The organism is Ornithinicoccus halotolerans, from assembly GCF_009602535.1.
Lineage (GTDB): Bacteria > Actinomycetota > Actinomycetes > Actinomycetales > Dermatophilaceae > Ornithinicoccus > Ornithinicoccus halotolerans.
Genome location: NZ_WIQI01000121.1, coordinates 1 through 7258 on the forward strand (window position 1 = coordinate 1; position 7258 = coordinate 7258).

General features: G+C 73.9%; 7 protein-coding genes. 5 read left to right on the plus strand and 2 right to left on the minus strand.

Going from position 1 to position 7258, the window contains the following annotated elements:
* Both GFJ45_RS16475 and GFJ45_RS14230 read left to right on the plus strand, forming a co-directional pair.
* The coding region (locus GFJ45_RS16475) for an aggregation-promoting factor C-terminal-like domain-containing protein (protein WP_456093928.1) at positions 1-394 on the plus strand (394 nt) is incomplete at its 5' end.
* A 12-nt stretch (positions 395-406) separates the two neighbouring features.
* Positions 407-1231 carry a DUF1206 domain-containing protein gene (locus GFJ45_RS14230; RefSeq protein WP_228387087.1) on the plus strand — a complete coding sequence of 275 codons (825 nt, stop codon included), beginning with the start codon at positions 407-409 and terminating at the stop codon, positions 1229-1231.
* Between the two features lie 45 nt (positions 1232-1276).
* Here the strand turns inward: GFJ45_RS14230 and GFJ45_RS14235 are convergent, their stop codons facing one another.
* Both GFJ45_RS14235 and coaA read right to left on the minus strand, forming a co-directional pair.
* Positions 1277-2698 carry a class II fumarate hydratase gene (locus tag GFJ45_RS14235; RefSeq protein ID WP_153398347.1) on the minus strand — a complete coding sequence of 474 codons (1422 nt, stop codon included), beginning with the start codon at positions 2696-2698 and terminating at the stop codon, positions 1277-1279.
* 54 nt (positions 2699-2752) lie between these two features.
* Complete coding sequence (gene coaA, locus GFJ45_RS14240) at positions 2753-3712, minus strand: type I pantothenate kinase (RefSeq protein ID WP_407670405.1); 960 nt, start codon at positions 3710-3712, stop codon at positions 2753-2755.
* A 70-nt stretch (positions 3713-3782) separates the two neighbouring features.
* Between coaA and glmS the strand changes: the two genes are divergently transcribed.
* From glmS to GFJ45_RS14255, 3 genes are all read left to right on the plus strand, one after another.
* Positions 3783-5642: a glutamine--fructose-6-phosphate transaminase (isomerizing) gene (gene glmS, locus GFJ45_RS14245; protein ID WP_153398351.1), complete on the plus strand. Its 1860-nt coding sequence runs from the start codon at positions 3783-3785 to the stop codon at positions 5640-5642.
* A 7-nt stretch (positions 5643-5649) separates the two neighbouring features.
* A complete protein-coding gene (locus GFJ45_RS14250) occupies positions 5650-6009 on the plus strand; it encodes a holo-ACP synthase (RefSeq protein ID WP_153398353.1) in 360 nt (119 codons plus the stop codon).
* Positions 6006-7258, plus strand: a 1253-nt coding sequence (locus GFJ45_RS14255) for a bifunctional ADP-dependent NAD(P)H-hydrate dehydratase/NAD(P)H-hydrate epimerase (protein WP_153398355.1), incomplete at its 3' end; no start/stop codon positions are given. The genes GFJ45_RS14250 and GFJ45_RS14255, both read left to right, overlap by 4 nt.

The following is a 7258-nucleotide window of genomic DNA, read 5'->3' on the forward strand; positions in this document are numbered from 1 at the left end:
AGCGGCGGAGGCCGCGGCCGCGCGCGAGGAGGAGGCAGCGGCCGCCCGGAGCAGCGAGCGAGAGAGCGCCCCGGCGCCGGCGCCCGCGCCGAGCGGTGACTCGCGCTCCATCGCCCGCAGCATGCTCTCCAGCTACGGCTGGAGCGATGACCAGTGGGGGTGCCTGGAGTCGCTGTGGCAGAAGGAGAGCGGGTGGAGCCACACCGCGGAGAACCCCTCCTCCGGTGCCTACGGCATCCCGCAGGCGCTGCCTGGGAGCAAGATGGGCAGTGCCGGCAGCGACTGGGCCACCAACCCGGCCACCCAGATCCGTTGGGGACTGGGCTACATCCAGGGCCGCTACGGCAGCCCGTGCGGCGCCTGGTCGCACTCCCAGTCCGTCGGCTGGTACTGACACACTGAGGGGGTGAGCGACGCCGCGGCCCCCGCCGCACAGGTGGCCGAGGCCGCTGGTGACCACCCCGTGCTGAGGGTGGTCGCGCGGGTGGGGTTCGCCGTCAACGGCGCGCTCCACCTGCTCATCGCCTGGCTGGCCACGCGGCTCGCGCTCGGGGACGGCGGCGAGGTCGACCAGGGCGGCGCCCTGGAGCAGGTCGCCCGAGCGCCGGCGGGGGAGATGATGCTCTGGCTCGGTGCCACCGGTTTCCTCGGGCTGGCCCTGTGGCAGGCGACCGAGACGCTGGTGCAGCACCATCCCGACCGGCGCCGCCGGTGGGGTGAGCGCAGCAAGGCCGCCGCCAAGTCGGTCACCTACCTGGTGCTGGCGGTGACGACGGGACAGTTCGCGGTCGGCGCCGGCTCCGACAGCGGCGAGACCACGGCCGACCTGACCACCGCGCTGATGCAGGCCCCGCTCGGCCAGCTGCTGGTGGCCGGCGTGGGCCTGGCCGTGGTCGGCGTGGCCGGGTACCACGTGCACAAGGGAGCCACCCGCCGGTTCCTGCGCGACCTGGACGGCGCCGCCCCGGGCCGGGCCGGGCAGGTGGGGCGCGCGATGGTCCGGGTCGGGACGGTGGGGTACCTGGCCAAGGGGGTTGCCCTCGCGCTCGTCGGCGGACTGTTCGTCGTGGCCGCCTGGACCTCCGACCCGCAGGAGGCCACCGGGCTGGACGGGGCGCTGCGCGGCCTCACCGGCCACCCGGTGGGCACCGCCCTCCTGCTGGTCATCGCCGCCGGCGTGGCCGGCTACGGCCTCTACTCCCTGGCCCGCGCCCGCTGGGCCCGGCTGTGAGGGCCGGACCGGCGGGCCGGCCGGACCCGCCCGGGGCCCCGGCGGTCAGTGCCGTTCGTGCGGCCGGGTCATCGCCAGCACGTCCAGTGCCGCGTCCAGCTGCTCCTCGGTCAGCTCACCGCGCGCCACGTGCCCGCGGTCGATGACGACGTCGCGGATGGTGCGGCGCTCGGCCAGCGACTGCTTGGCGACTGCGGCAGCCGCCTCGTAGCCGAGGTAGCGGTTCAGCGGAGTCACGATCGCGCTGGAGCTCTCCGCCAGCTCCCGGCAGCGGTCCTCGTCGGCGGTCATGCCCGCCAGGCAGCGGTCGGCCAGCAGCCTGCTGCTGGCCGAAAGCAGCTCGACCGACTCCGTCACCGCCAGCCCCATCACCGGCAGCATCACGTTGAGCTCGAAGCTGCCCGAGGCCCCGGCGGCGGTCATCGTCGCGTCGTTGCCGATCACCCGGGCGCACACCATGAGCGTGGCCTCGGGGATGACCGGGTTGACCTTGCCCGGCATGATCGAGGACCCCGGCTGCAGGTCCGGCAGGTGCACCTCGGCCAGCCCCGCCCGCGGGCCGGACCCCATCCACCGCAGGTCGTTGCAGATCTTGGTCAGCGAGACGGCGGTGACCCGCAGCGCCCCGCTGAGCGCGACCAGTGCGTCCTGGGCCGACTGGGCCTCGAAGTGGTCGACGGCCTCGACCAGCTCGACGCCGGTGCGTTCCGCCAGCTCGGCGATGACCCGGCCGGCGAACTCCGGGTGGGCGTTGACCCCGGTCCCGGCCGCGGTGCCCCCCAGCGGCAGCTCGGCCGCCTGGTCAGCGGCCTCCAGCACCCGCCGCCGGCTCAGCGCCACCTGCCGGGCGTAGCCACCTAGCTCCTGGCCCAGCGTGACCGGCACGGCGTCCATCAGGTGGGTGCGGCCGGCCTTGACCACGTCGGCGAACTCCGAGGCCCGGTCCGTGAGGACGTCCTCCAGGTGCTCCAGCGCGGGCAGCAGCTGCTGGTGCACGCCCAGGACCGCGGCCAGGCGGACCGCGGTGGGGAAGGTGTCGTTGCTGGACTGGCCCGCGTTGACGTGGTCGTTCGGGTGAACCCGGGCGTCATCGCCGAGCGCCCGGGTCGCCAGCGTTGCGACCACCTCGTTGACGTTCATGTTGGTCGAGGTGCCCGACCCAGTCTGGTACACGTCGATGGGGAAGTGGTCGTCGTGACGGCCGTCCGCCACCTCGTCGGCCGCCGCTGCGACGGCCCGGGCGACTGCGGGGTCCAGTACCCCCAGCTCGCCGTTCACGCGACCGGCCGCGGCCTTGACCATCGCCAGCGCATGGACGACCGCTCGAGGCACCGGCTGCCCCGAGATGGGGAAGTTCGCCACCGCCCGCGCGGTCTGTGCGGCGTAGAGCGCGTCGGCGGGGACCTCCACCTCCCCCATGGAGTCACGCTCGATCCGGGTTGCCGTGGTGTGCTCCGTGGTGCTCATGGGCCCAGTCTCCCGCCGGGCGAGCGGGCCGTCCACGGCGGGGGCAGCGAACGGCTACAGCCGCCGCAGCCGGACCCGCTGCACCGAGTGGTCCGCGCCCTTGCCGAGGACGAGGGTGGCCCGGCCGCGGGTGGGCCGGATGTTCTCCACCAGGTTGGGTCGGTTGATGGACTCCCAGATGTTCTCGGCGATGTCGCGCGCCGTGTCGTCGGTCAGCGAGGCGTACCGGTGGAAGTGCGACTCCGGCTGGGCGAAGGCGGTCTCCCGCAGTCGGAGGAACCGCTGGACGTACCACTCCTTGATGTCCTCGGCGCGGGCGTCGACGTAGACGGAGAAGTCGAAGAAGTCGCTCACCGACAGCCCCATCCGGCCGTCGATGTGCCGGCGCGGGGCCTGCAGCACGTTGAGCCCCTCGATGATCAGCACGTCGGGGCGGCGCACCACGGTGCGCTCACCCGGCACGATGTCGTAGGTGAGGTGGCTGTAGACCGGCACGGTCACCTCCTCCTTGCCGGCCTTGACCTCGGAGACGAAACGCAGCAGCGCCCGCCGGTCGTAGGACTCCGGGAACCCCTTGCGGCCCATCAGGCCGCGCCGCTCCAGCTCGGCGTTGGGCAGCAGGAAACCGTCGGTCGTGACCAGCTCGACCGAGGGCCTGCTGTCCCACCGCGCGATCAGCTCGCGCAGGATGCGGGCGGTCGTGGACTTGCCGACCGCCACCGAGCCGGCGACCGCGATGGTGAACGGGGTGCGCTCCGGACGCTCGCCGAGGAAGTCGGAGGTGACCTGGTGCAGCCGGTCGGTGGCGCCCTCGTAGAACGACAGCAGCCGCGACAGCGGCAGGTACACCTGCTCCACCTCGGCCATGTCCAGCCGGTCGCCGAGCCCCTCCAGCCGGCGCACCTCCTCCGGCTGCAGCCGCATCGGGTGCTGGTGGCGCAGCCGGGCCCAGGCTGCGCGGTCCAGCTCCACGTAGGGGGAGGGGATGCCACCGTTGGAACCCATGCCGGCCATTGTGCCCGGGCGCCCGCGCGGCGGGTGGGGTGCCCTGCCCGGGGGCGGGGCCGCGGTTAGGCTGAGCCGCATGTGCGGAATCGTGGGATACGTCGGCCCGGAGACCAGCGGCAGAGCCCTGGAGGTCGTCATGGAGGGCCTGGGCCGGCTCGAGTACCGCGGCTACGACTCGGCCGGGCTGGCCCTGGTGACCGCCGACGGGATCGCCTCGGAGAAGCGCGCCGGCAAGCTCAGCAACCTGAAGGAGGCGCTGGAGGCCTCACCGGTGCCGGAGGCACCGACCGCGATCGGCCACACCCGGTGGGCCACCCACGGCGGCCCGACCGACGCCAACGCCCACCCGCACCGGGCCGGCGGTGACGGCCGGCTGGCGCTGGTGCACAACGGCATCATCGAGAACTTCCACGCGCTCAAGGAGCGGCTGCTCGCCGAGGGCGTCGCCTTCACCTCCGAGACCGACACCGAGGTCGTGGCCCACCTGCTGTCGCAGGCCTTCGACCGGACCAGTGACCTGACCGGCGCGATGCAGGAGGTGGTCAACGAGCTGCACGGGGCGTTCACGCTGCTGGCCGTGCACGCCGACGAGCCACACACGGTCGTCGGCGCCCGCCGCAACTCCCCGCTGGTCGTGGGCCTCGGCGAGGGCGAGAACTACCTGGGGTCCGACGTGGCCGCCTTCATCGGTCACACCCGGCACGCCCTGGAGCTCGGGCAGGACCAGATCGTGACGATCACGCCGGAGGGCTACCACGTCATCGACTTCGACGGCACTCCCTCCGACGGCAAGGCCTACGAGGTGACCTGGGACGCGGCCGCCGCCGAGAAGGGGGGCTACGCGACCTACATGGAGAAGGAGATCCACGAGCAGCCGCACGCGGTCGCCGACACCCTGCTGGGGCGGACCGACGCCTCCGGGCGGCTGGTGCTGGACGAGATGGTGATCAGCGAGGACGACCTGCGCACGATCACGAAGATCGTGATCGTGGCCTGCGGAACGGCCTCGTACGCCGGCATGGTCGCCAAGTACGCCATCGAGCGCTGGACGCGGGTGCCGGTGGAGGTGGAGCTGGCACACGAGTTCCGCTACCGCGACCCGGTTGTCGACACCCGCACCCTCGTGGTCTCCATCTCCCAGTCCGGGGAGACCATGGACACCCTCATGGCGGTGCGGCACGCCAAGGAGCTGGGCGCCAAGACCGTCTCCATCTGCAACACCCACGGCTCGACGATCCCGCGGGAGTCCGACGCCGTCCTCTACACCCACGCCGGCCCCGAGATCGCGGTCGCCTCGACCAAGGCCTTCCTGGCCCAGATCACCGCCAGCTACGTGCTGGGGCTCTACCTGGCCCAGCTGCGCGGGGAGACCTACGGCCGCAGCCCCGCCGAGATCATGGCGGAGCTGCACGGCGTCCCGGACAAGATTCAGCAGGTCCTCGACGGGATGAACCGGGTCAAGGAGATCGCCTCCTTCATGGCCGACACCCGCTCGGTGCTGTTCCTGGGCCGGCACGTCGGCTACCCGGTGGCCATGGAGGGTGCGCTGAAGCTCAAGGAGCTGGCCTACATCCACGCCGAGGGGTTCGCCGCCGGGGAGCTCAAACACGGCCCGATCGCGCTGATCGAGCCCGGCCAGCCGGTCTTCGTGGTGGTGCCGTCACCGGACTCCGAGCACGGCCTGCACGGCAAGGTGGTCTCCAACATCCAGGAGATCCGGGCCCGCGGTGCCCGCACCATCGTCATCGCCGAGGAGGGTGACCAGGACGTGGTGCCGTTCGCGGACGAGGTGATCCGGGTGCCGCGCACCTCGCCGCTGCTGGCCCCGCTGCTGACGGTGGTGCCACTGCAGGTGTTCGCGCTGCAGCTGTCCACCGCCAAGGGCCTGGACGTGGACCAGCCCCGCAACCTGGCCAAGTCGGTCACCGTCGAGTGAGTCGGCCGTGATCCTCGGCCTGGGCATCGACGTGGTCGACGTGGAGCGGTTCGGCGAGCGGCTGCGGCGGGCCCCGGGGCTGCGGGACCGGCTGTTCACCGAGGACGAGAAGCACCTGGGGCTGGCCTCGCTGGCCGCGCGGTTCGCCGCCAAGGAGGCGCTGGCCAAGGCGCTCGGCGCGCCGGTCGGGCTGCGCTGGACCGACGCGACCGTGGTGCGGCTCGGAGACGGGCGCCCCCACCTGCGGGTGAGCGGGACGGTCCGGGAGCAGGCCGACCGCCTCGGCGTGTCCTCGCTGCACCTGTCGCTGTCCCACGACGCGGGCATCGCCTCCGCGGTCGTGGTCGCCGAGGGGACTGGGCCGTGATCGCCGCCTACGCGGTCCCCGACGTCCGGGCGGCCGAGGCGGCGGCCATGGCGCAGCTGCCCGACGGTGAGCTGATGGCCCGCGCCGCCGCCGGGCTGGCGCAGGTGCTGGCCGCCCGGGTCCGGGGCCGGACGCGGGTGGTCGTGCTCGCCGGACCCGGCGACAACGGCGGGGACGCGCTGTACGCGGCCGCGGGTCTGGCCACGGACCTGCCCGGCGCGCAGATCACGGCGGTCCTGGTCTCCGAGCAGGTCCACCCGGGGGCGCTCGCGGCCGCCCGGGAGTCGGGCGTGCGGCTGCTGCCGCCCGGGGAGGGTGACGAGCCGGCGAGCGAGGCCACCGAGGCGCTGGGCCGGGCCGCCGTCGTCGTGGACGGGATGCTCGGCATCGGCGGGCGCCCCGGCCTGCGCGGCACGATGGCCCGGCTGGCGGCCGCGGTGCCCGACGAGGCCTACGTCGTCGCGGTCGACCTGCCCAGCGGCCAGGACCCGGCGGGACGGGTCAGCCCCGCGGCGGCGGTGACGGCCGACGAGACGGTCACCTTCGGCGTGCCCAAGCCGCTGCACCTGCTGCCGGCCACCGAGGCCGCCTGCGGTCTGCTCACGGTGGTCGACATCGGCCTGACCGAGCAGCAGCAGGCACGTCGGCTGCTGGGGGCGCCGGCAGTGGAGCGGCTGACCCACGACGACGCGGCCCAACTGTGGCCGGTGCCCGGCCTGGCCGACGACAAGTACTCCCGCGGCGTGGTGGGGGTCCTCGCCGGCAGCGAGCAGTACCCGGGCGCAGCGGTCCTGGTCTCCCGCGGGGCGGTGGAGGCCGGTGCCGGGATGGTGCGCTACGTGGGACCGCGCCGAGCCCAGGACCTGGTGCTGGCGGCCATGCCGGAGGTGGTGCCCGGACCGGGCCGGGTGCAGGCCTGGGTGGTGGGGCCCGGGTTGCCGGTGCCGTCCGGCGGTTCGGCGACCGCGGACCGGGACGAGACCGAGCGACTGGCCCTGGCGCGCGACGTGCTCGCCGGGGAGCTGGCCGAGCAACCCTGCGTGGTCGATGCGGGCGCGCTCGACCTGGTCACCGGCCGGCGCCCTGGTCCGACCCTGCTGACGCCCCACGCGGGGGAGCTGGCCCGGCTGCTGTCCCGGCTGGCGGGCCGGCAGCTCGAGCGCGCGGACGTGACCGCGGACCCGGCTGAGTGCGCGACCCTGGCGGCGCGGCTGACCGGCGCGACCGTGCTGCTCAAGGGCGGGACCAC